This window comes from Mycobacterium sp. NGS50 (assembly GCF_059812545.1).
This window is the reverse complement of record NZ_JCALCW010000080.1, coordinates 1-1,336: the sequence shown is the minus strand read 5'-3', so window position 1 is coordinate 1,336 and position 1,336 is coordinate 1. Positions and strand designations below refer to the sequence as shown.

At 67.0% G+C, this 1,336-nt stretch carries 2 protein-coding genes; one reads left to right on the top strand and one right to left on the bottom strand.

What is annotated here, in order from left to right; genetic code table 11:
* Positions 1-239 (bottom strand): hypothetical protein (locus AC5Y36_RS25755; protein WP_500043809.1); only part of this gene is annotated, 239 nt, incomplete at its 3' end.
* On the opposite strand from AC5Y36_RS25755, the gene AC5Y36_RS25750 reads away from it, so the two are divergent.
* On the top strand, positions 225-1,336 hold a 1,112-nt coding region (locus AC5Y36_RS25750), incomplete at its 3' end, for an IS110 family RNA-guided transposase (RefSeq protein WP_500043808.1). The two genes, AC5Y36_RS25755 and AC5Y36_RS25750, sit on opposite strands and share 15 nt — an antisense overlap.

The following is a 1,336-nucleotide window of genomic DNA, read 5'->3' as shown; positions in this document are numbered from 1 at the left end:
GTAAGAGGGTTATGGCTGCTGCGGGTGTTGATGAAAAGGACGTCCTCCTGATGTCGTTGAAGGGCTTGGTGTCCCAAAACAGTCAGGAGGACGTCGTGGTTCAGGGTAGTGGTTTGTCGCGTGGTGATCGGTGTCGTAATGCGCGGTTGGCCCGATTGCGGGAGTTGGTGCCGGTTGAGAACGCCATCTTGGGGATCGATCTGGCCGACGAGAAGCAGGCGATCGTGCTTACTGATCATGATTCGCGGGTGCTGGCGCGTACGCGGGTGAAGGCCAAGGCTTGGCGGCTGGGCTCGGTGTTGGATTGGGCGCGCAAGGCTGCCCACGAGCGTGGTTTCGCCGACGTGACAGTGGGTTGCGAACCGACCGGGCATCGCTGGAGAGTGTTAGATCAGCTCGCTGCGCAACGGGATATGACCTTGGTGTGCGTGCAGCCGCTGTTGACCGGGCGGGCCCGGGAAGCAGAGGACTACACCCGCGACAAGACCGACGACAAGGATGCGGTGCTGATCGCGCGCCTGGTGGCCCAGTTGCGGTGCTATGCGCCCGAGCGTGCCGATGAGACCTGGGCGCGATTGCGGCACCTGGGAGCACGCCGAGAGCGTCTGACCAGGGAGGCAACTGCGTGCGTGCAGCAACTGCGGGATCTGCTGGAGTGCGCCTGGCCGGCGGTGCTGTCCACAGCGGTGCGCCAGTTCGACTCGGTCACCTGGTGCGCTGCCCTGGCAGTGGTGCTGCAGCGCTGCAACGGCCGCCCTGAGCGGCTCAAACAGCTAGGCCCAGCACGGTTCGAGACCGCGGTGCGCCGGGAACTGCCCCGCTGGGGCGGCAAGCAACCCCGCCGACAGATCATCGCCGCGGTCTTTGGCGCCCTGACCGATCCCGCCGGTGTGAGCACACAGCGTCGGGGCGCCCTGGAGCGCGCCGGCTGGGTGCTCGGGGACTGGCGCGCCGTCACGGCCCGTCGCGCCCAGGTGCAGACCTGCATGCTGGAGATCCTCGACGAGCTTGAGCTGGCCGAGCTGGCGGACAGCATCCCTGGGGTCAGCTCGATCGGGGTGGCGGCGATTTTGGCTGAGACCGGCGACCCGACCCGTTTCGATAGCCCTCGTGCGCTGGTCAAGCATGCGGGGCTGTGTCCGCGGGAGAACAACAGCGGCACCAGCACCGGCCGCTCACGGATCTCTGGGCGGGGCCGGCCTGGGCTGCGGCTGGCCGCCTGGCGTGCCGTATGGGGTGCTCAACGCCACAATCCGGTGATGGCTACCCGCTACCGGCATCTGACTACCCGCGAGACCAACCCGCTCTCTGATGGTCAGGCCAAGGCAGCGCTGGC